Origin of the sequence: Pseudomonas frederiksbergensis, from assembly GCF_900105495.1 — a bacterium.
GTDB lineage: Bacteria > Pseudomonadota > Gammaproteobacteria > Pseudomonadales > Pseudomonadaceae > Aquipseudomonas > Aquipseudomonas frederiksbergensis.
Genome location: NZ_FNTF01000002.1, coordinates 5,237,957 through 5,258,595, shown reverse-complemented (window position 1 = coordinate 5,258,595; position 20,639 = coordinate 5,237,957). Strand labels below are relative to the sequence as shown.

The following is a 20,639-nucleotide window of genomic DNA, read 5'->3' as shown; positions in this document are numbered from 1 at the left end:
ACGCTCTGCGTGGGAATGCCTCAATGGACGCTCCGCGTCCGCTTTAGGGACGCGGAGCGTCCCGAGCTGCATTCCCACGCAGAGCGTGGGAACGATCAATCTCCACAACGGCTGTTAAGATGCCGGCTCCTCATCCGGAGCCGGTATCGATGCTTCTCCCGCCAACCGATTGGCTACCCCAGGCCCCCCTCGAGCCCTTTCATCTCGATTGGCTGACCAACGCTGGCATCGAAGTTGCGATCCTGCGCCTCGACCAGATCGACCCACTGATCAGTGGCAACAAGTGGTTCAAACTCATCGAACACCTGAAAGCCGCTGACCGGATCGGTGCCAAAGGCATCATCAGTCTGGGCGGTGCCCACTCCAATCATCTGCATGCACTGGCCGCGGCGGGTCAGCGTTTTGATTTCCGCACCGTTGGCCTGTTGCGCGGTCATCCGCAAGAAACGCCGACGGTGAAAGACTTGCAGGCATTCGGCATGCAGTTGCATTGGCTGGGTTATGGCGGTTATCGAGCGCGGCACGAGCCGGGTTTCTGGTTGCCATGGCAGGCGCAGTATCCCGGTCTGCATCCGGTGCCGGAAGGTGGCGGCGGTTTGCCGGGAGCCAAGGGCTGCGTGCAGTTGAGGGCAATGGTCAGCGAGCAGCTGAAGGGTCTGGGCTGGAGCGACTACGACGGCTGGTGGCTGGCCTGCGGAACGGGGACCACCCTGGCCGGTGTGGTGCTGGCCGAGGCGGGCGAGCACCCGGTATATGGCGCATTGGCGGTGCCCGACGATCACGGCGTTGCGCAGCAGGTCGAATCAGTTATGCAAGAAGCGGGTTTGCCGGATCGTGCTTATGAGTGCTTCGACGCCAGTCGTGGCGGCTTTGCCAAAGTCGATCCGCTGTTACTCGAATTCATCGATCAGACCGAACAGGCCAGCGGCGTTCCCCTCGAACCGCTGTACACCGGCAAAGCCCTGTTGGCGCTCAAGCTGCAAGCAGAAGCGGGAAGATTCGCAAGCGGCACGCGCCTGATCTTCATTCATACCGGCGGTTTGCAGGGCCGCCGGGGTTTCCAGTGAACGACGGAAATCACCCGCGCTTGGGCATCATCCGCAGCAAGGTGTTATCGCGCACCACGTAGTGGTGATAAATCCCCGCCAAGGCATGCAGGCCGATCAGCCAGTAACCGATAGTGCCGCCGAGTTCATGCCAGCCCTCGATCTGCTTGGCCAACGCCTTGTCTTCCGGGATCAGCAGCGGCAGGTCGAAGCCGTAGAACATCACTTGATGACCTTTTGCGCTGGTGACCAGCCAGCCCAGAATCGGCATGGCAATCATGAAAATGTACAGCGCCCAGTGCATCAGTTTGGCCAATATGGTCTGCCACTGAGGCGAGGCCGGGAAGATTTGCGGTGCCGGGCCCAAGCTGCGAGCAAACAAACGCAGCCAAACCAGCACAAACACCGTCAAGCCCAGCATGAAGTGCGATTCGGTGATCAGCGTCCGCCCGCCACTGCCTTTTGGAAAGATCCCGCGAAATTCGATGCAGGCGTAAACCAGCGCCAGCAAAACCAACATCAACCAATGCAGCGTGATCGATACGGTGCTGTAGCGTGAGTCGGAATTCTTCCAGGGCATACGGTGTTCCTCACAGGTCAGGTCGAGCCACCGTTCTAATTCGACGGTGTGCTTTTACTGTAATCCCCTTACTTTCTTTCTGCCTGAGTTGAGTCAATTTTTTATCAGATGTCGTCGGTGATATGCAGGCATTGCATCAGTGTTTGCCGGGTTCACCTGAATTCACCCATGTGGCGGTTGGAAGTAAGTAATTAAGAATCAGTACTGAGCTGGTTTTGAGAGGGGTGTAACTGTTTGTTGTTTATATTTGGTATTTGGGAGGACTTTGCATCGCTCAAAGAAGTTGGTTATTTTGAAGGCGTAAAGTTTGTCAGGGAGACAAACTGAAAAGCTCGAAAATCATAGTATTTGTCGAGCAGCTAAAAAGGATTTTTATGAGTGTGAAAATGACAAGTAGTAACAAGATCTATGCCGGCGTCGTAAAAAAGATGATGGCTAAAGCGCCGATCCCCAAACCAAAACCAACCAAACCACCCGTCAAACCCACCGTGCCCGTAAAGCCGCCTGTCAAACCGACCGTACCTGTCAAACCTCCGGTCAAACCGACAGTGCCCGTCAAGCCACCCGTCAAGCCACCCGTCAAGCCACCCGTCAAGCCACCCGTAAAACCGACCGTACCCGTTAAACCACCGGTCAAGCCTGCCTTGCCTCCCGGGAAGGCGCCGATCCCGCCGACCAAGCCAGTGGGGCCTGTCCGGCCGCCGCTGCAGTGGCCAACCCTTAACATCAACATTGATCCGATAGCCTTCATTAACCTGCTGAACACCCTCGGCAGCATTCGAAACAGTGACGGTACGACTTCCCTGCCCGATGGCAGTCTGGTCAATGCCGATAAAAATTCGGTGAAACGCCCGGACGGCATTATCCAGCACGCGGACGGAAGGGTAGAGTACCCGGACGGTCGCATCGTATGGCCGGATGAAACGATTGAATATCCGGATGGACGCCTGGTCTGGAAGGATGGCACCGAGCAGTACCCCGATGGCCGTGTAAAGTATGCGGACGGCTCAATTTTTGATGCCAGCGGTAATCAAATAAATGCGGAGTGAATTCGAGCGGTTAGACTACGCTCTGGCAGTATCGTATCGGATGCTTAGTTTATAAATTAGAGCGTCATTAATAAAAGTTCGATTATAAAAAAAACGCCGTACCCTTTCCGGGTTACGGCGTTTTTATAGTCGCGATTTTATGCAGTCTGTGGCATCTCGCCCTTGGCCAGACGTTTGTTGATATCAGCAATCACTTCCGGCAAATCAGTGATGGTGTCGATCATGTAGTGCGGGCGCGAGCCCTCGAACATTCCGTGGATGCGCTTGCGTTCGCTGTCCAGTTGGTCGCTGCCGAGGGCGCGGTAACCTTCGTAGTCCAGGCCCAGCGCGTTGCCCGAGCAGATCAGCGCCACGGTCCACATGCCGGCGCGACGACCTTCAAGAATGCCCGGTACGGTGTCGTCAATCTTCACGCAGGCTGCGACATCATCAATGCCCAGGGCGATCACGTTGGCCAGCGCCTGGGCCGGCCATGGGCGACCGTTAGGCACTTCGTCGGTGGCGACCACGTGATCGGCAACGTAACCGTTGGTGGCGGCCAGTTCGACCACTTTGTCCATGACCTGTTTCGGGTAGCCAGAGCAGGAACCGATCTTGATCCCTTGCTGGCGCAGGTTGGCGATGGTGTCCAGCGCGCCCGGAATCAGCGCCGAGTGCTCGGCGATTTTTTCGATTTGCAGGGGCATGAAGCGTTTGTAGATGGCGGTGACGTCATCGTCGGTCGGGGTGCGGCCGAACACGGCGCGATAACGTTCGGCCACTTGCGGCTGATCGCAGAGGGTGCGGATGTGGTCCCACTTGCCCATGCCCATCGGGCCGCGGGCTTCTTCGATGGAAACCTGGACGTCGAATTCGGCGAAGGCTTCGACAAAAATCTGGGTCGGGGCGAAGGAGCCGAAATCGACCACGGTGCCGGCCCAGTCGAGGATGGCGGCTTGCAGTTTGGTTGGGTTTGTATAGTTCATGGTGATCAAATCCTGTGGCAACTGGCTAAAGGAGAGCTGCGTTTGGTGGGAGCGGGCTTGCTCGCGAAGGCGGTATGCCAGCTGACATAAATGTTGAATGTCGGTCCGCTTTCGCGAGCAAGCCCGCTCCCACAGGGGAATGCGGTGTGGTTTATATTTCGAGGACTTCCATCTCGCGCAGTACTTCGGCGATAGCCGCCACCGCCGCGTGCATCTCGGCCTGGTTGACGTGGCCGATGCAGCCGACACGGAAGGTTTCGACCTGGGTCAATTTGCCGGGGTAAAGGATGAAACCCTTGGCTTTGACGCGTTCGTAGAATTCCTTGAACTGGTAGCGCGGGTCTTTCGGTGCGTGGAAGGTGACGATGATCGGCGCCTGAATCGCGGCAGGCAGGAAACTGCGCAGCCCCAGTCTGGCCATGTCATCGAGCAGCACCTGGCAGTTGTTGGCATAGCGCTGATGCCGGGCGGGCAAGCCACCTTCTTCGTTGTATTGCAGCAGGGCTTCGTGCAGGGCGGCGACCACGTGGGTCGGCGGGGTGAAGCGCCACTGGCCGGTCTTGGCCATGTAGGTGTGCTGATCGAAAAGGTCCATTGCCAGCGAATGCGAGTTACCGGCGGCATTGGCCAGCGCTTCTTTGCGAGCGAAGACAAAGCCCATTCCCGGCACGCCTTCCAGGCATTTGCCCGAAGCGGCGATCAGTGCGTCGAACGGCACCTGTTGCGCGTCGATCGGCAAGGCGCCAAAAGAACTCATGGCGTCGATGATCAGGCGTTTGCCGTGTTGCGCGATGACGTGGGCGATTTCCGGCAGCGGGTTGAGGATGCCGGTGCTGGTTTCGCAGTGAATCAGCGCGACGTGGGTGATGCTGGCGTCGGCACGCAGCAGGCGGTCGACGTCGGCGGCGGTGGTCGGCTCGTCTTCGGCGGTTTCGAAGGTGCTGAAGGAGCGGCCGAGCACTTCGCAGATTTTCGCCAGGCGTTTGCCGTAAGCGCCATTGATCAGCACCAGGACTTTGCCGTCGCGCGGCACCAGCGTGCCGATCGCCGCTTCGACCGCGAACGTGCCGCTGCCTTGCAGGGGCACGCAATGGTGGCTGTCGCCGCCGTTGATGATCGCCAGCAGTTGTTCGCACAGGCTGGCGGTCAGTTGATTGAAGCGGTCATCCCATGAACCCCAGTCAACCATCATCGCCTGACGGGTGCGGGCCGATGTGGTCAGTGGGCCGGGGGTGAGCAGGATGGGTTCGGCAGTACTCATTCTCGTGTCCTCGCAATCGATGGGATGAAGCTACGGGGCTTAAATTGCAATTTGCCGAGCTATCAATCAAATTGTTTGTTGTTATGCCAGTCATCAGTGAGGGTTATTCATGAACCTGTTCCAGCTCCGCGCATTCGATGCGGTGGCCCGCGAGGGCAGTTTCACCCGGGCCGCCGCGCGACTGTTCATCAGCCAACCGGCGGTCACCGGGCACATCAAGGCGCTGGAGGAGCATTACCAGATCACCCTGTTGCGGCGCACCGCGCGACGGGTGGAACTGACGGAGGAGGGCACCAAACTGGCCGCGATCACCCGGGCGATGTTCGGTCTGGCCGAAGAAGCGCAGGTGATGCTCGAGGCCAACCGACAGTTGCTGACAGGGCGTCTGGAAGTTGCGGCGGACGGGCCGCACATGGTGATGCCGATGCTGGCGAGTTTGCGGGCGCGGTATCCGGGCATTACCGTGAACCTGCGGCTGGGCAATGCTCAGGAAACCTTGGCGGCGTTGCTGTCGGAGCATGCCGACGTGGCGGTGCTGACCGAGGTCGAACCGCGCAAGGGCCTGCATTTGCAAGACTTGAGCGAATCACGGATTTGTGCGCTGGTGCCTGATGGTCATCCTTGGGCGCAGATGTCGAAGGGAGTACCGCTCAAGGCGCTGGATCAGGTGATCATGGTGTTGCGCGAGCCCAGTTCGATCACCCGGCGCACCTTCGACGAGGCGTGCGCCGCGGCGATGGTCAGTCCACGGGTGTTGCTGGAGCTGGACAGTCGCGAGGCGGTGACCGAAGCCGTCGCCGCAGAGTTGGGGGTTGGCGTGGTGTCGTCGGTGGAAGTCAGCCACGACCCGCGGGTGGCGGCGGTGCCGATTGTTGGTGAAGGGTTGGTAAACCGACACATGATTGGCTGCATGGAGCGGCGGCGGGATTTGCGCTTGATACAGGCGTTTTTCGAGTTGGCGCCCGGCCGATAGACCGAGGTGCGGCCTTCGCGAGCAAGCCCGCTCCCACATTGGATCTACAGCGTTCACAAAATGGATCGTTCCCACGCTCTGCGTGGGAATGCCTCAATGGACGCTCTGCGTCCGCTTTGGGACGCGGAGCGTCCCGGGCTGCATTCCCACGCAGAGCGTGGGAACGATCATTGGGGGAGGCTTTCGCGAACCATCTGCAGAAACGTCGCCACCACCCGCCGCGAACTCTGCTCGCGCAAGCACACCAGTGTCTCGGTCAACCGCCGTTTGCAGTCGGTAATCGGCAACGCGCAAACCCTGGAATCTGCACCGAACTCGGCAGCAGAAACAACACCAACGCCAATCCCCACCACCACCGCTTCCCGCGCCGCTTCCCGGCCTTCAACCTGAATTGCCGGGCGAATGCGAAAGCCTGCCTGAGCCATTTCTTCTTCCAGCGTCTGGCGCGTCACCGAACCGATTTCCCGCAGCACCAAAGGCGTGTCATCCAGGTCCGCGAGGCAAATCGACTCACGGCCGGCCCACGGGTGATTGCGCGAAACGAACGCCACCATCGGGTCATTGCGCAGCGGCAGCGAGATCAGACGTTCGTCACTGACATCGCGACCCAGCAACGCCAGGTCGGCCTGGTAATTGAACAACCGGAACAGCGATTCATCGGTGTTGCCGGTTTCGATCTTCACGCTGATACCGGGGTAGCGTTCGCAGAACCGCGCGATCTGCGGCAGCACATGCACCGGCGCATCGACGGCGAGAATCAGGGTGCCCGTCTGCAATGCCTGGGATTCCTGAAGTAACTCTTGAGCCTCGGCCTCGATGACGAACAACCGCTGGGTAATGCTCAACAACCGCTCACCCAGATCCGTCAGGCGCACCGAGCGTTTGTTGCGGTGGAACAGCAGCACACCGAAACGCTCTTCGAGCTTGCGCACTTGGTCGGAAATCGCCGGTTGCGTGAGGAATAGCCGCTCGGCGGCTTTGGTAAAGCTTCCGTGGACGGCCACGGCATGGAAGGCTTTGAGCTGGGCGTGGGAAACCGACATCGAAAACTCCAGTAACAAGCTGAGCTTATATTTGAAATACGATAAATCGATTTCACTTATTAATCAGTAATTGTTTTTATCCACCTCAGCCCCGGTGACTGGTCAGTCGAACAGCGTCGGCGGCCATGAGCCTGTGCGTGCAACAGCAGGACTCATCTGACCGATATCGCCTCAGGGAAGCTGCGATATCGAAGTGCTCAACAATAAAAAAACAGGCGTTATTTCTCAATTTCTGCCGGCACACTCACACCCTGAGGTCAGAACCACCATGAACAAGCACATCGGCACCATCAAGCGTTGGCGCGTGCAGATCTTCGCGATCACCTGGCTCGCTTACGCCGCGTTCTACTTCACCCGCAAAGCCTTTTCCGTGGCAAAACTGGGGATCGCCGAAGATCCCACCTTCATGCTCGACAAAATGGCCATGGCCAACCTCGACGCCATCTACCTCACGGCTTACGCCATCGGGCAATTCACCTGGGGCATCCTGGCCGACCGCTTTGGTCCAAGGGTCGTAGTGTTTGGCGGGTTGCTGATTTCAGCGGCGGCAGCCTTGGTGATGGGCAGTTTTGCGACGTTGCCAATCTTCGCTACCTGCATGTTGATTCAAGGGTTCGCCCAGTCCACCGGCTGGTCCGGGCTGTGCAAGAACCTCGGGAGTTTCTTTCCCTCTGAACAGCGCGGGCGGGTGCTGGGGCTGTGGAGTTCCTGCTACGCCTTTGGTGGGTTGGTGGCGTCGCCGTTTGCTGGCTGGTGGGCGTATACGCTGATCGGCACCTGGCATGCGGCGTTCTTTTCCAGTGCGGCGGTGGTTGGGCTGGTCGCCGTGCTGTTTTTTATTTTTCAGCGCAACAAACCCGAAGACGTTGGCTTGCCGGCGGTGGAACCGGAGCCGCAACTGACGGCGCAAGAGGCTGATGCGCAAAGCAGGATCAGCATTCTGGAACCGTTGAAAGAAATCCTGCGCAACCGCACCGTGCTGGTCCTGGGGCTCGCGTACTTTCTGCTGAAACCGGCACGCTACGCGATTCTGCTCTGGGGCCCGGTGATCGTCTTCGAGCAGATGCCCTCGGTGGGCAAGGTCGGCGCGGCCATCATTCCGACTGCCTTTGAACTGGCCGGGTTGCTTGGGCCGATTCTGCTGGGGCTGGCATCGGACAAACTGTTCGGCGCCCGACGCATGCCAGCGTGTGTGCTCAGCCTGTTGGCGCTGACCGTGACCCTGGCGTTGTTCATGGGTGCCCTGCATACCGGCAGCGTGATGCTGGTGGTGGCGCTGCTGTTCGTCATGGGCCTGACCCTGTACGGACCTGACTCGATGATCAGCGGCGCGGCGGCGATCGATTTCGGCACCGCCAAGGCAGGTGCTACAGCGGCCGGTTTCGTCAACGGTTGCGGCTCGGTCGGGGCGATTCTCGGCGGATTGCTGCCGGGCTACTTCGACTCGGTCACGGTGTTCATCGTCTTCGCTGGCTGCGCGTTGTTTTCGGCCCTGGTGTTGATCCCACACTGGAACAGCCGTCCGGCTGGCCTGCGTGCCGAAAGCACTTTCGTACCTGACCAACCGATCAGCGTAAAACCTCTGCGTACTTAAGGATTGACCCATGAGACCTTTCTGGCTGGAACAGGCGCTGGCGGCCGAGTCCTGCGCGCCATGCGAACCCTTGGCGGGCGACACCCGCGCCGATGTCTGCATTGTCGGCGGTGGCTACACCGGGTTGTGGACGGCGATCATGCTCAAGCAACAGAACCCCGAACTGGATGTGCTGTTGATCGAGGCCGATATCTGCGGCGCCGGCGCCAGTGGTCGCAACGGTGGTTGTGCACTGTCGTGGTCGGCCAAGTACTTCACCCTTGAACGGCTGTTCGGCGTCGAAGAAGCCGTGCGGCTGGTCAAGGAATCGGAGCGCAGCATTCATGCCATCGGCGCCTTTTGCGAGCAGTACGCGGTGGACGCCGATTACCGCCTCGACGGTACGCTCTATACCGCCACCAACCGCGCTCAATGCGGCTCGACCGATGCTGTGATCGCAGCGTTGGAGCGCAATGGCATCAACTCTTTCAGCCAACGACCGGTGGCCGACGTGCAACGCATGGCCGGTTCCAGCAAACATCTGGAAGGCTGGTTTTCCCCGGCGGCGGCCAGCGTGCAACCGGGCAAACTGGTGCGCGGCTTGCGCCGGGTCGCCTTGCAACTGGGGGTGAAGATTCACGAGCATACCGCCATGACGGGGTTGCAGGAGGGCAAGCCTGCGTTGGTACAAACCTCGAACGGCACCATTCGCGCGGATCGCGTGGTGCTGGCGATGAACGCCTGGATGGCCCGGGCGTTTCCACAGTTCGAGCGCAGTGTGGCGATTGTTTCCAGCGACATGCTGATCACCGAACCGCGCCCCGATCTGCTTGCCGAAATCGGTTTGACCAGCGGCGTCACCGTGCTCGATTCGCGGATTTTCGTGCACTACTACCACAACACCCCGGACGGCCGAATCATGCTCGGCAAGGGCGGCAATACCTTTGCTTACGGCGGGCGAATGTTGCCGGTGTTCGATCAGCCATCGCCCTATGCCGGTTTGTTGCAACACAGCCTGGGCGAGTTCTTTCCGGCGTTTGCCCAGGTCAAGGTCGAGGCGACCTGGAACGGTCCGTCTGATCGCTCGGTCACCGGTTTGCCGTTTTTCGGTCAGATGAGCGCCAGCGGCAACGTGTTTTATGGTTTCGGATACTCCGGCAGCGGGGTTGGCCCGTGTCATATGGGCGGGCAGATTCTCGCCTCGATGGTTCAAGGGCTGGATAATGCCTGGACCCGTTCGCCTCTGGTCAACGGCCCGTTGGGCTTGTTTCCGCCGGAACCGATTCGTTACCTCGGCTCATTGATGGTGCGCAACGCCATCCGCCGCAAGGAGCGCGCCGAAGATCATGGGCATCGGCCGCGGCATCTGGATGTGCGTCTGGCGAAATTCGCGGCGGCGGCAGGCAAGGCCGACAAGGGCTGAGTCAGGGCGATGGGTCCGAGCGATTGACCAGCCAATCGAGCAGCAAATCGCTATCGCGGCGTGGCTCGGGATCAGGCCGGGTGCGCGGATGATGGCCCATGCCGATACACAGCACCGGTCGGTCCGGGTCACTGTCGAGAAAACTGATCAGGACGTCGCTGCCGGCCTTTGGCAGGCTGGACGCATCAATCCGACCGTCCGGCGTTGCAAAGGCCACCGGTAACCAGATACCCACAGATTCAAGCGGATCCGCTTGCGCGGTTGGCCACAGCCTGACTTGTATTCGACCTCGATCATCCAGCGCCGGCGGTTGCCCGGCAGGGCCCAGTACCCGGGCGGGCTGGTAACCCGGGATGCTCGGCCTGGTCTGTTTGAGTGCCGGCCTGAATACCGTTGACCAGGGAATGGCGGTGAACTGATTGCGGTAATGAACGACAGTGACCGGTTTGTCGGTGGCAAGAATCGAAGGTTGTTGCCCTTGATGTCGGGTTTCGGTGAGCAGCCATTGATCGTTGAAATTCGCCAGTGGATGTTCCGACACTTGCACGATCCGTGCGCTGCGCAGTGCGCTCTGGTTGCTTTGACCGTGGATCTGCAGGTACTGGCAACGCAGACGTTCCAGTTGTCGTCGGCTCAACTGATCGTGATGGATGTGCTCGGGCGCGGGGCGGACCATGACCGGTAAGGGTTTGCTGAGCGCGTGGTTGGCCGCGCCATCGTCGGGTTTTTGCGAGCCACGATTCCTGGCCTCCAGTCGTGAGGGAATGGGCGGCGAGTCATGGCGCTGGAACAACTCACTGATCGTCGGCCCGTCACTGTCTTCGAGCGCGTTGCCCTGGAATGGCGTAAGGACGGGGTCCTGGGGGAAGCTCAGGCTGTCATCTGCCAGGACCAGCACATGCCCTTCGCGCTGATGTTCGAAGTGATAGTGAATGCCTTCTTCTTCGCACAGCCGTTGCAGTAATGCCAGGTCGCTCTCCTCGTACTGAATGCAAAAAGGCCGGACGGGATAGTGTCCGCTGGATAATTCGAAGCGATAGCTCGCCTCGGGCACATCATGTTCCTCCAGCAGTTGGCGCAGGATCATCGGCACGCTGAGGTGATGAAAGACCCGGCGTGAACGCTGCCGGTCGAGCCATTGAAGGTAGGGCACGAGCACCAGTTTGTAGCCGATCCGGTGTGGGCCGCGATGCTCGCGACTGGCACTGTGAAGTACGCCGTGAATACCCTGGCCCTCCATCAGGCTGAGGAACACCGGTTGTTGCAGCAATCGGTCGAGGTTCATGGCCGGTGCGAGGCCGATCACTTCGATGTCGAATCGATAGGGCTGGTTGAGGGCTTCTCGGCCACTGAACTGCAACACCTGCAAACTCAAATCGCCGTCGAGAAGTGTCAGGGTGAAGGGGCTTTCCTTGTCGTTGTGCATCGAACGCGCTTCTGCCATGGAATTCGGGCGCAGAGGGTACGAAACCATAGCCCTTTATAGTCACCGCAAATCGAAGTTTCAGAATCGCCCTACAACTGACGGTGAAGATGTCGATGGGTCATGCGGGTTAACAGGGTGGATTTTTTGGTCGATTGCCAACTTTAGGGCGTATAAACTTGCGCCCATGCGTCGGCCAATAGATGTCTCGGCGCCACAGATCAAGAGAGTGAGTAATGGGCGCACAGTGGAAGGTTAAACACAAAGAAGCGGCATCTAACGCCAAGGGCAAGATCTTCGGCAAACTGGTAAAAGAAATCACCATCGCTGCGCGTAACGGTGCCGATGTCGCGACCAACGCACATCTGCGGCTGGTGGTTGAACAGGCCAAGAAAGCCTCGATGCCCAAGGAAACCCTGGATCGCGCGATCAAGAAAGGCGCGGGCCTGCTGGGTGAAACCGTGCAGTACCATCGCGTGACCTATGAAGGCTTCGCACCGCATCAGGTGCCGCTGATCGTTGAATGCGTGACCGACAACATCAACCGCACCGTCGCTGAAATCCGCGTTGCGTTCCGCAAGGGCCAATTGGGCGCTTCCGGTTCGGTAGCGTGGGACTTCAACCATGTCGGCATGATCGAGGCGTCCCCGGACAGCCCGGACGCCGATCCGGAAATGGCCGCCATCGAAGCCGGCGCCCAGGATTTCGAGGCGGGTGACGAAGAGGGCACGACCCTGTTCCTGACCGAGCCTGCGGACCTGGACGCCGTGCAGAAAGCCCTGCCCGAGCAAGGGTTCACCGTGTTGTCGGCCAAGCTGGGCTATCAGCCGAAAAACCCGGTCAGCGGTCTGAGCGATGAGCAGATGGCTGAAGTCGAGGCCTTCCTTGAAGGCCTTGATAACCACGATGACGTGCAGGACATGTTTGTCGGGTTGGCGGGGTAATTTGATTTTTCAGTGATACCGCTATCGCGAGCAGGCTCGCTCCCACAATTGACCGAGTTGTCTGTAAGGACGCGATCTAATGTGGGAGCGGGCTTGCTCGCGAATGACCGCGCAGCGGTCACCGATTTTCCAGTACTCGTACAATCTCCGCGAACCCCGGTCGCTCCAGCACCTGCGGCTGACAGCAGCGCTGCTGCAATTGCTCCAGATGCACACGACCTTCATCGCTCAATCCCGAGTCGATCCGCTCCAGCAATTCCCCCAGCAAAATCCCGAACGCTCGCACTTCTATCCGTTGCAGCGCACGGCTTTCAAGGCTGTCCGAGATGGCATGGAAAGACGCGGCGCCAAAATCCCCCAACAGGCAATCACCGTGCTCGTTCCACAAAATGTTGTGGCCGTAGAGGTCGCCGTGGGTGATGCCATGCTGGTGCAAATGTTCGGCTGCCGAGGCGATGCCAGAGGCGATGCGCAATGCTACGCCAGCGCTGAGCCGGGTGTCGTTGGCGTAAACGTCGCGGGTGCATGACGCCAGGCTCGGCAGGCCGGCCAGATTGCGATAGCTCGGATCGATCAATTGCATCACCAGCCCGGCCTGGGCTTCCGGATGCCCGACGATGCGGCCTTTAACCCGGATCAGGTTGGGGTGACTACCGGCGGTGATGCAGGCGTTCATCTCGTGTAACGGCGAGCCATCGCTGGTCATTTCGCCTTTGTAGAGCTTGACGGCGACCGCTGTGGCCGGGTGGTTCGGTCGATCCCAAACAGCCCGATAAATAACCCCTGACGCGCCTTCGCCCAGTTGCTGCTCCAGACTCAGTTCAGACCACGGAATGCGGGGTGTGGCTTCGAGGGCAGCCGCATCGGCTTCGGTCTCCAGCGGGTTACCGGCGTACGCCAACCAGCTCAGGCTGGGCAGGGTCAGCAACCACTCGGGCAACTCGCTCAACTGATTGGCGGCGATGCGGATCAGTTCGAGTCGATGGCAATGCCGCAAGCTCTGTGGCAAACCTTGCAAGCGGTTGCCGGCAAGCATGAGTTTTTGCAGGTGCGGGCGTTCACCCAGTTCGGCCGGCAGCTCAGTGATGCAGTTATCGGTCAGGATCAGCCAGCGCAGCAACGGTGGCAGGGCCGCGCCTGGCACGCGCTCGATACGATTGCCCTTGAAGCCGACCATCGTCAGTGCGGCGCATTGGCCCAGGCAGTCGGGCAGTTCGGTGAACAGATTGTCCGAGCAGAACAACACGCGCAAACGGGTCAGGCGGTGCAAGTCGTCCGGCAGGCTGCTCAAGGCATTGCCGCTGAGGTCGAGGACTTCCAGCGAGTCCGCCAGGTCGAAGATTTCCCTCGGAAACTCCGTCAGGCCGCCGCTGAGGTCCAGACGGGTAATGCCCGACAGTTGGCCGGCGCGTAGTTGGGCAAGGGTATCCATGAACAGATTCACTATTGATCGAGAGGAGGGCGCACAGGCCCGGAAGCGGGCGACATGATACCGGCAAAGGTGGGGTGGCTGTTAAACCGCTATCGCGAGCAGGCTCGCTCCCACACTGAGGTTGTGTTGTACACCGCTCCCACAGGGTTTGCTGTGTTGCCTCGGGTTAGCGCTCGATACTGCGATTCCACCGCGCATTCCACGCTGGGCGCTGTTCGTTGACCTGATCCCAATCGATCGCAATGGCAGTGGCCAGGTACTGTTTCATCGCTTCGACCTGGCCACGAGTCTTGTCGGTGGTCGGGGTATTCGGGTTGGACGGGATCTGGTCACCGTCTTCAAGCGCGGCGGCCTGGGCTTCAGGCGTCAGCAAGAAAGCGGCGAGTTTTTGTGCCAATTCCGGCTGAGTGTTGTTGGCGATGGCACATTCGGCCACGTTGAGCACCACGGCGCCTTCCTTCGGCTGCGCATACTCCACCGGCATGCCCTTGAGTTTCAGCGCGGTGACCTGGGTCGGCGTCAACGGGAACAACGCGGCTTCGTCGGTCTGAAGCATTTCGGAAATCTTCGCCGAGCTCGGAATGTACTCCAGCACGTTGCGCCCGACGGTGTTCGGCCACGCCTTGAAGCCTGGTTCGACGTCGGTTTCGCTGCCGCCCTGAATCCGGTTGAACATCAAAAAACCGTGCAGGCCAAAGGTCGAGGAGGCCATTGACTGGAACACCAGTTTGTCCTTGAAGCGCGGGTCGGCCATGTCCATCCACGAGGTCGGTGCGGTCCAGCCTTTCTCCTTGAACAGCCGCGTGTTGTACGCCAGCCCGGTCACGCCGAGGCTGACCGCCACCGCTTGATCCTTGATGCGACCCTTGGCCGGAATCTGCGCCAGCGGTGCGCTGTCTTCAAGTTTGTCGCACAGCCCCATGGCGATGGCGCGGTACATGATGCCGTCGTCGAGGAACATCACGTGCATCTGCGGGTTGCCTTTGCTGGCCTGGACCTTGGCCAGAATGTCGGCGGAGGTGCCTGGCACGATCACCACTTTGACGTTGTTGGCCTTCTCGAAAACCGGTAGCACCTTGTCGGCATAGAGCCGCTCCATGGTCCCGCCGTTCATGCCCAGGTAAAGCGTCGGTTCGGCCTGGGCCTGGGTGGCGGCGAGCAGGGCGCCCAAGCAGGAGATACCGAGCAGTGCAGTGCGTTTGACGTTATTCATTAGCGCGACCTTCCTCTATCAAGCAACGGAGATGGAGTGAAACCGGGTGATGGAAAACGCATCCAGCGACGTTTTTGAAGCGCCGCTGCAGATGATTTCGGTGAGCGCCTGGCCCACCGCGGGGCCGATCTGAAAGCCTGCACCAGCAAAGCCGAATGCGTGTAACAGACCGGGTTGAGTGCCGCTGTGGCCGATCACCGGTTGGCGATCGGGCAGGTAACCTTCGGTGCCGCTCCAGGTGCGAATCGCCTGGGCGCCTTCAAGAAACGGATAAAGCTCGACGGCCTGACGCAGGATCTCGATCACGGCGTTCTGGCCCGGCCGGGCGCGGGCGCCATCAAGGGCAAAACCCTGACCGCCACCCAACACGCAATTGCCGCGAGCGACCTGACGGGCATAGATACCGCCGCCCTCGACCCCGGTGCTGGCATTCATCACCAGCGGCAACGGCTCAGTGACCAACATCGCCGGGTGCCCGGCGTGCATCGGCACTTTCTCACCGAACTGTTCTGCCAGGGTGCCGGCCCAGGCTCCGGCGCAATTCAGCAGCCAGGGTGCCTGCAGCTCCAGACCGGTTTGCGTGCTGATGCGAAAGCGTTGGCCGTCGTGTTCCACCGCCGTCACCGCGCATTGTTCATGGACCTGCGCGCCATGTCGCCGCGCCGCCCGGGCAAACGCCGGGGACACCAGTCGTGGGTTGGCGTGACCGTCATCGGGGCAAAACGAGGCACCGACCGCCACCTCGCCGACCCACGGAAAACGTGCGCGTAATTCACTGCGCTCAAGCACCTGTAAGTCGAGACCAAAGCCCCGACTGCTGGCGGCGTAGTCTTGCAAGGCGTGCAAATCGTTGAGGCTGCGGGCCAGTTTCAGGTGACCGCTGCGCTGATACTCACCGTCGATGCCAATCAGCTGCGGCAGCTGCCCCCAGATGTCGTGGGCCCGCTGCGACAGCGGCAGTTGCGAGAGTGGTCGCCCCTGGCGCCGCACGCCGCCGTAGTTCACGCCGCTGGAATGCGAGCCACAGAAGTCCCGCTCCAGTAGCGCCACGCGACGCCCGGCCTTGCTCAGAAACAGCGCGGCGGAGGCGCCGACAATTCCGCCGCCAATGATGACGGCATCGACTTCGATCATGACTCGACCTCCAGACCAAACGGCAGGGGTTTGATGGGGGCCTGAGCCCTCAGGCGACCAATGTCGGAGATGGCGCGCTGGCTTTCGCAGGCAATGATTTCCGCTGCGGCGGCGCCGCACATCCGTCCCTGGCAGCGGCCCATGCCGATCCGGCAATGCGCCTTGACCCGGTTGATCTCCCAATGACCCTCGCGCACAACCTGGCGGATGTCGCCGGCGCGCACTTCTTCGCAGCGGCAGATCATCACGTCATTCGGGGCATCGGCGGCCCAATGTTCGGGAAAGATGAAGGCCCGTTCCAGACCTTGGCGGAAGGTATCGATCCGTCCCAGCGCCTGCTCCAATTGTGCCCCACGTTGCGGCGGGATCAGGTAACCGATGTCTTCGAGCAATGCCAGGGCCGCGCGTTCACCGGCCATTTCCGCCGCGTCGGCGCCCATGATGCCGGCGCCATCACCGGCCAGGTAAACCTCGGCGACACTGCTGCGACCGGCGCTGTCCCGTTGCGGCAGCCAGGCGCGGTTGAGCGGGTTCCAGGCGAATTCACAGCCGAGCAGGTCGGCGAGTTGGGTTTCACTGCGCAGGCCGTGGGCGAAGGCGACGGCGTCGCAATCGAGTTGTTGATTGCCTTTGGCGTTGCGCCAGGTCAGCGATTGCACACGTTGTTCGCCGTTGATGCCTGTGAGGCTGACGCCCTGATGTACCGGGATGCCGTGGGCGGTCAGCCAACTGCGGTAATAAATGCCTTTGGCCAGGGTGGCCGGCTGCGAGAGCAGACCGGACAGGGCGCGGGCCTGAGCGCTGAACGGCGAGCTGTCGAGCACCGCGACCACCTTGGCGCCGGCCTTGGCGTATTGATATGCCACCAGGTACAGCAACGGCCCACTGCCGGCGAACACCACGCGTTCACCGATGGCGCAGCCTTGAAACTTGAGGGCGATCTGCGCCGCGCCGAGGCTGTAAACCCCGGGAAGGGTCCAGCCTGGCACCGGCAGAATCCGGTCGGTGGCGCCCGTGGCGACAATCACACGGGAGAACGCCAGCCGCGCGGCGCGGCCTTCATGCAAGGTGTCGAGCGCGCCATCCTCGGCGTTCCACACCAACGTCTCGGGACGGTAATCGAGTTGCTCGCGCAGCGCGTCAATCGTCCGATGCAGCGCGTTGGCCTTGCCGGCTTCGAAGCCATACAGCTTGACCGGCGAGCGCTTGAAGTTTGCCGGTTGGCGCCGATAAATCTGCCCGCCCCCGTGTGCTGCTTCGTCCAGCAGCACCGGGCGAAGTCCATGCGCAACCAGCGTCTGCGCTGCCCGAATGCCGGCCGGACCGGCACCAATGATGACCACCGAATTCATACCCACCTCATGTGTGAGCGACGCAGATCCCTTGTGGGAGCGAGCCTGCTCGCGATGACGGCGGTACATTCAACATTAATGCTGGCTGACAGATTGCTATCGCGAGCTGGCTCGCTCCCACAGGGGATCCGGTTTCGGCAGATTGAAAAGGTGTTCATAGGGACCGCCCCGGTTCGCGGCTGATCTGCTGACCGGCTTCGAGCAGCGTCGAGCAGGCGCGCACGCGTCGGCCATCGCCCAGTCGAACCCAGCAATCCTGACAGGCACCCATCATGCAAAACCCGGCACGGGGTTCGGCGCTGAAGTCACTGCCGCGCAAGTGTTCGCTGCAGGTCAGCACCGCCGTCAGCAAAGTGTCGCCGAGCAGGCCGGTGGCCGGCGTGCCGTCGAGGGTAAAGTCCAGGGCCGGGCGGTCGCCTTCGGCCAGTCGTTTCAGCAGAGCCATGGCGCCCTCATTGTTTGCCCACCAGAACCCGATCGAGGCCGTAGACCCGGTCGAGCAAAATCATCGTCAACGCGGTCAACCCAATCACCAGTGCCGACACCGCCGCCATCATCGGATCGATGGATTCGGTGGCGTACACGTACATCCGCACCGGCAAGGTTTGCGTGGCCGGCGAGGTGACGAAAATCGACAGCGTGACCTCATCGAAACTGTTGATGAACGCCAGCAGCCAGCCACCGGCGACCCCCGGCAGAATCATCGGCAAGGTGATTTCCCGGAACAGCGTGAAGCGCCCGGCACCGAGCGATTGCGCGGCGTGTTCGGCGCTGCGATCCAGGCCGATGGCCGACGCCAGCACCAGTCGCAGCACGTACGGTGTGATCACCAGCACGTGGGCGAAGATCAGCCAGGCGAAGCTGCCGTTGACCCCCATCAGGGCAAACAACCGCAGCAACGCCACACCCAGCACCAAGTGCGGAATGATGATCGGCGACAGGAACAGACCGTTGAGAAAGTCGCGGCCGGGGAACTCGAAGCGAGTGATTGCCAGCGCCGCCGGCACCGCAATCAGCGTCGCCAGACTGGCCGCGCAAAACGCCAGGATCAGGCTGTTGTAGAACGCATCGACAAAGTCAGCACGCTCGAACACGGCGCGGAACCAGCGCAGGGAAAACTCCGTGGTGGGCAGGCTCAAGGTGTTTTCCGGGGTGAAGGCCACGAGGCAGACCACCACCAGCGGCGCCAGCATGAACAGCACCACCAGGGTATGGAACAGCAGGGCGAAAGGACCGTTCTTGGACATGACGAGTTATCCCAATGACTTCTTGTAGCGGCCTTCGATCATCCGGTTCCACGACAGCATGATCAGCAGGTTGAGCAACAGCAGGGCTACGGCGATGGCCGCGCCCATCGGCCAGTTGAGCTCCGACAGGTACTGGTCGTAGATCAGCGTGGCGACCATTTTTATCCGGCGTCCGCCGAGCAGGCCGGGAATCGCGAAAGAGCTGGCGGCGAGGCCGAACACGATCAAGGTGCCGGAGAGCACGCCCGGCATGATCTGCGGCAGCACCACTTGGCGCATCACGGTGAAGTGGCTGGCGCCGAGGGACATCGCGGCTTGTTCGGCGGCCGGGTCGAGTTTCTGCAGCGAGGTCCAGACCGGAATGATCATGAACGGCAGCATCACGTGGACCAACGCAATCACCACCGCGAACGGCGTGTAGAGCAGCTTCATCGGCGAGCCGCCAAAGGCTTGCAGGGTCTGGTTGACCAGTCCGTCGGCACCCAGCAACAGGCTCCAGCCGAAGGCGCGCACCACCACCGAAATCAGCAGCGGGGTGAGGATCAGAATCAGGAAGATCGAGCGCCACGGCGCGCCCATGCGGCTGAGGATGTAAGCCTCGGGCACGCCGATCACCACGCAGAGCAGGGTGGTCAGGGCGCTGATCCACATCGTGCGCAGAAAGATTTCGTAGAAGTACGGATCGCCCAGCAAGCTGCTGTAGTGATCAAGGGTGTAGGCGTCGCCGTTGATCCCCGAGCTGTAGTCGAAGACGTTGAACGACAGGACCAAGGTCAGCAGCAGCGGGATAACCAGCAGGCCGAGGTACAAGGCCAGGGCCGGTGCCGACAGCCAGTAACCCTGGCGTCCGTGGCGAATGGCGACAAGCGTACTCATGCCGGCACCTCGTCGACGGTTAGCACCCGCAGCAACGTTGCGTCCCAATCGAGCCCGACCGCCGTACCTTCGGTCAGCGGTGCCGAACCGTCGTTGCGGCGCACCACGCTGAGTTCGCCCAAGGTTGTCGAGACGCCATACAGCCATTGGCTGCCGAGAAAGAAGCGGCTGACGATGTTGCCTTGCAGGCGGCCCTGGCCTTTGTCCCGCAGGTCGATTTTTTCCGGACGCAGGCTCAGGATCAGTTCGCCGCCACTGCGAACCTGGACCACACCCGCGTCATCACGCTCGCCGGGCAGCAGATTGGCCTTGCCGACGAACCCGGAAATGAACTCGGTGCGCGGGTGTTCGTAGAGGGTGTACGGCGCGTCGATCTGGGTGATGCGCCCGGCCTGCATCACCACCACCCGGTCGCTGATGGACAGCGCTTCGGACTGGTCATGGGTGACCATCAGCGTGGTGATCCCGACTTCGCGCTGGATGCGGCGGATCTCGTACTGCATCTCTTCGCGCAGGTTGGCGTCGAGGTTGGACAGCGGCTCATCGAGCAGCAGCACCGGCGGCTCGATCACCAACGCTCGAGCCAACGCAACACGCTGACGCTGGCCGCCGGAAAGCTCTCGCGGATAACGCTCGGCGTGCTGGTTGAGGCGCACCAGTTTCAGCACCCGGTCCACTCGCTGCTGCAACTCGCCATTGGCCACTTTGCGCATGCGCAGGCCGAAGGCGACGTTGTCTTTCACGGTCATGTGCGGGAACAGCGCGTAACTCTGGAACACCACGCCCAAACCACGGCTGGCGGGTTTGGCGTGGGTGATGTCGCGACCGTCCAGCACAATGCGTCCGCTGCTGACTTCGACGAAGCCGGCGATCATTTGCAGGGTAGTGGTTTTGCCGCAGCCGGAGGGGCCGAGCAGCGAGACGAACTCGCCTTTCTCGACCGAGAGGTTGGTGGCCACGACGGCGTCGATCTCACCGTAGCGTTTGCCGAGTCCTTCAAGTTGCACAAAAGCCATAACTGCGCTCCACCTGAGATTGTTATGCATCGCCCGAAGGCGCGCTTTTTTGTATGGGCAGATACGAAAAGGTCTTGCGGGGTGCGTTG

The 20,639-nt window shown here is 60.9% G+C and carries 19 protein-coding genes; 6 read left to right on the top strand and 13 right to left on the bottom strand.

The window, feature by feature from the left end:
- Window positions 1-149 precede the first annotated feature (149 nt).
- Window positions 150-1,067 carry a 1-aminocyclopropane-1-carboxylate deaminase/D-cysteine desulfhydrase gene (locus tag BLW70_RS24700; protein WP_074878437.1) on the top strand — a complete coding sequence of 306 codons (918 nt, stop codon included), beginning with the start codon at window positions 150-152 and terminating at the stop codon, window positions 1,065-1,067.
- Between the two features lie 10 nt (window positions 1,068-1,077).
- On the opposite strand, the gene BLW70_RS24695 is transcribed toward BLW70_RS24700, so the two are convergent.
- The gene (locus BLW70_RS24695; RefSeq protein WP_074878436.1) at window positions 1,078-1,626 is read right to left on the bottom strand and encodes a cytochrome b; all 549 of its coding nucleotides are present in this window, start codon (window positions 1,624-1,626) and stop codon (window positions 1,078-1,080) included.
- Between the two features lie 374 nt (window positions 1,627-2,000).
- On the opposite strand from BLW70_RS24695, the gene BLW70_RS24690 reads away from it, so the two are divergent.
- Window positions 2,001-2,675, top strand: a complete 675-nt coding sequence (locus BLW70_RS24690) for a T-complex 10 C-terminal domain-containing protein (protein WP_074878435.1) — start codon at window positions 2,001-2,003, stop codon at window positions 2,673-2,675.
- A 137-nt stretch (window positions 2,676-2,812) separates the two neighbouring features.
- On the opposite strand, the gene phnX is transcribed toward BLW70_RS24690, so the two are convergent.
- Window positions 2,813-3,640, bottom strand: coding sequence for a phosphonoacetaldehyde hydrolase (gene phnX / locus BLW70_RS24685; protein ID WP_074878433.1), 828 nt, complete (start codon window positions 3,638-3,640; stop codon window positions 2,813-2,815).
- Window positions 3,641-3,791: 151 nt separating this feature from the next.
- Window positions 3,792-4,901 (bottom strand): 2-aminoethylphosphonate--pyruvate transaminase, encoded by a 1,110-nt coding sequence (locus BLW70_RS24680; RefSeq protein WP_074878432.1) that lies wholly within the window; start codon window positions 4,899-4,901, stop codon window positions 3,792-3,794.
- A 109-nt stretch (window positions 4,902-5,010) separates the two neighbouring features.
- Here BLW70_RS24680 and BLW70_RS24675 point away from each other — a divergent pair, with 109 nt between their 5' ends.
- Complete coding sequence (locus BLW70_RS24675; RefSeq protein WP_074878430.1) at window positions 5,011-5,874, top strand: LysR substrate-binding domain-containing protein; 864 nt, start codon at window positions 5,011-5,013, stop codon at window positions 5,872-5,874.
- Between the two features lie 167 nt (window positions 5,875-6,041).
- Here the strand turns inward: BLW70_RS24675 and BLW70_RS24670 are convergent, their stop codons facing one another.
- Window positions 6,042-6,917 carry a LysR family transcriptional regulator gene (locus BLW70_RS24670; protein ID WP_074878428.1) on the bottom strand — a complete coding sequence of 292 codons (876 nt, stop codon included), beginning with the start codon at window positions 6,915-6,917 and terminating at the stop codon, window positions 6,042-6,044.
- 268 nt (window positions 6,918-7,185) lie between these two features.
- On the opposite strand from BLW70_RS24670, the gene BLW70_RS24665 reads away from it, so the two are divergent.
- Window positions 7,186-8,511, top strand: coding sequence for an MFS transporter (locus BLW70_RS24665; RefSeq protein WP_074878426.1), 1,326 nt, complete (start codon window positions 7,186-7,188; stop codon window positions 8,509-8,511).
- A gap of 10 nt (window positions 8,512-8,521) precedes the next feature.
- On the top strand, window positions 8,522-9,913 hold the full coding sequence (locus BLW70_RS24660; protein WP_074878424.1) for an FAD-dependent oxidoreductase: 1,392 nt from the start codon (window positions 8,522-8,524) through the stop codon (window positions 9,911-9,913).
- 1 nt (window position 9,914) lies between these two features.
- Here BLW70_RS24660 and BLW70_RS24655 read toward each other — a convergent pair whose 3' ends face one another.
- A complete protein-coding gene (locus tag BLW70_RS24655; RefSeq protein WP_074878422.1) occupies window positions 9,915-11,339 on the bottom strand; it encodes a type VI secretion system Vgr family protein in 1,425 nt (474 codons plus the stop codon).
- Between the two features lie 233 nt (window positions 11,340-11,572).
- On the opposite strand from BLW70_RS24655, the gene BLW70_RS24650 reads away from it, so the two are divergent.
- Window positions 11,573-12,280 carry a YebC/PmpR family DNA-binding transcriptional regulator gene (locus BLW70_RS24650; protein ID WP_074878420.1) on the top strand — a complete coding sequence of 236 codons (708 nt, stop codon included), beginning with the start codon at window positions 11,573-11,575 and terminating at the stop codon, window positions 12,278-12,280.
- A 118-nt stretch (window positions 12,281-12,398) separates the two neighbouring features.
- Here BLW70_RS24650 and BLW70_RS24645 read toward each other — a convergent pair whose 3' ends face one another.
- The 8 genes from BLW70_RS24645 to BLW70_RS24610 form a co-directional block, all read right to left on the bottom strand.
- Entirely contained in the window at window positions 12,399-13,712 is a 1,314-nt protein-coding gene (locus tag BLW70_RS24645; protein WP_074878417.1) for a leucine-rich repeat-containing protein kinase family protein, read from the bottom strand.
- 166 nt (window positions 13,713-13,878) lie between these two features.
- On the bottom strand, window positions 13,879-14,925 hold the full coding sequence (locus BLW70_RS24640) for an ABC transporter substrate-binding protein (protein ID WP_074878416.1): 1,047 nt from the start codon (window positions 14,923-14,925) through the stop codon (window positions 13,879-13,881).
- 18 nt (window positions 14,926-14,943) lie between these two features.
- Window positions 14,944-16,059 carry an NAD(P)/FAD-dependent oxidoreductase gene (locus BLW70_RS24635; protein WP_074878414.1) on the bottom strand — a complete coding sequence of 372 codons (1,116 nt, stop codon included), beginning with the start codon at window positions 16,057-16,059 and terminating at the stop codon, window positions 14,944-14,946.
- On the bottom strand, window positions 16,056-17,411 hold the full coding sequence (locus BLW70_RS24630) for an FAD/NAD(P)-dependent oxidoreductase (RefSeq protein WP_074878412.1): 1,356 nt from the start codon (window positions 17,409-17,411) through the stop codon (window positions 16,056-16,058). Before BLW70_RS24630 ends, BLW70_RS24635 begins: the two co-directional genes overlap by 4 nt.
- Window positions 17,412-17,565: 154 nt before the next feature.
- On the bottom strand, window positions 17,566-17,856 hold the full coding sequence (locus tag BLW70_RS24625; protein WP_008148449.1) for a (2Fe-2S)-binding protein: 291 nt from the start codon (window positions 17,854-17,856) through the stop codon (window positions 17,566-17,568).
- 7 nt (window positions 17,857-17,863) lie between these two features.
- Window positions 17,864-18,658, bottom strand: a complete 795-nt coding sequence (locus BLW70_RS24620) for an ABC transporter permease (protein WP_008148452.1) — start codon at window positions 18,656-18,658, stop codon at window positions 17,864-17,866.
- A 6-nt stretch (window positions 18,659-18,664) separates the two neighbouring features.
- Window positions 18,665-19,534 (bottom strand): ABC transporter permease, encoded by an 870-nt coding sequence (locus BLW70_RS24615; protein ID WP_074878410.1) that lies wholly within the window; start codon window positions 19,532-19,534, stop codon window positions 18,665-18,667.
- The gene (locus BLW70_RS24610) at window positions 19,531-20,550 is read right to left on the bottom strand and encodes an ABC transporter ATP-binding protein (protein WP_074878408.1); all 1,020 of its coding nucleotides are present in this window, start codon (window positions 20,548-20,550) and stop codon (window positions 19,531-19,533) included. Before BLW70_RS24610 ends, BLW70_RS24615 begins: the two co-directional genes overlap by 4 nt.
- Window positions 20,551-20,639 lie beyond the last annotated feature (89 nt).